Annotated in this window: 1 protein-coding gene; it reads left to right on the top strand. The window is 53.4% G+C overall.

Going from position 1 to position 423, the window contains the following annotated elements; genetic code table 11:
- Positions 1 to 154: 154 nt before the first annotated feature.
- Positions 155 to 423 (top strand): hypothetical protein (locus ACQ4OB_RS27845; RefSeq protein WP_430956871.1); only part of this gene is annotated, 269 nt, incomplete at its 3' end.

Genomic DNA, 423 nt, shown 5'->3' with positions numbered 1-423 from the left:
TCAAGTTGTCTTGGATTGTCAGTCTATGGATGAGTTACAGGATGTTAACGATGTTTCAAGTTCGCCGGTATTACCGGCGGACAACAACGGTGTTCATTATGAACGTATCGTTCAGGCACTTCCTCCCGCTATAACAGCGACCCCGCCGGTGAGGATGTCGTTGCTCACCAGCACCACGGTCCCGACACCGGGCTGGTACCTCAAAGCTTCCGCAATCGACCGGCAATACCTCAAGGAACTGCTCGACAAGCGCTGGTTGTTGCAGCGGTTGGTGGATGCACCGTTGCAAGACCTGCAACAGGACATCAGGGCCTTTGCCAAACCCTTGCTGTCCTTGTCGATGAGTTCGAACTTCAACAGCCATGAGGACGTCAGCCAACTGACCCTTAAGCTGTATGTGCCGGACCGGATCATCTTCGGTAT

Origin of the sequence: Pseudomonas sp. ES4, assembly GCF_050586665.1 — a bacterium.
GTDB classification, from domain to species: Bacteria; Pseudomonadota; Gammaproteobacteria; order Pseudomonadales; family Pseudomonadaceae; genus Aquipseudomonas; species Aquipseudomonas frederiksbergensis.
The sequence above is the reverse complement of the archived record's forward strand: the minus strand, read 5'-3'. Positions and strand labels throughout refer to the sequence as shown.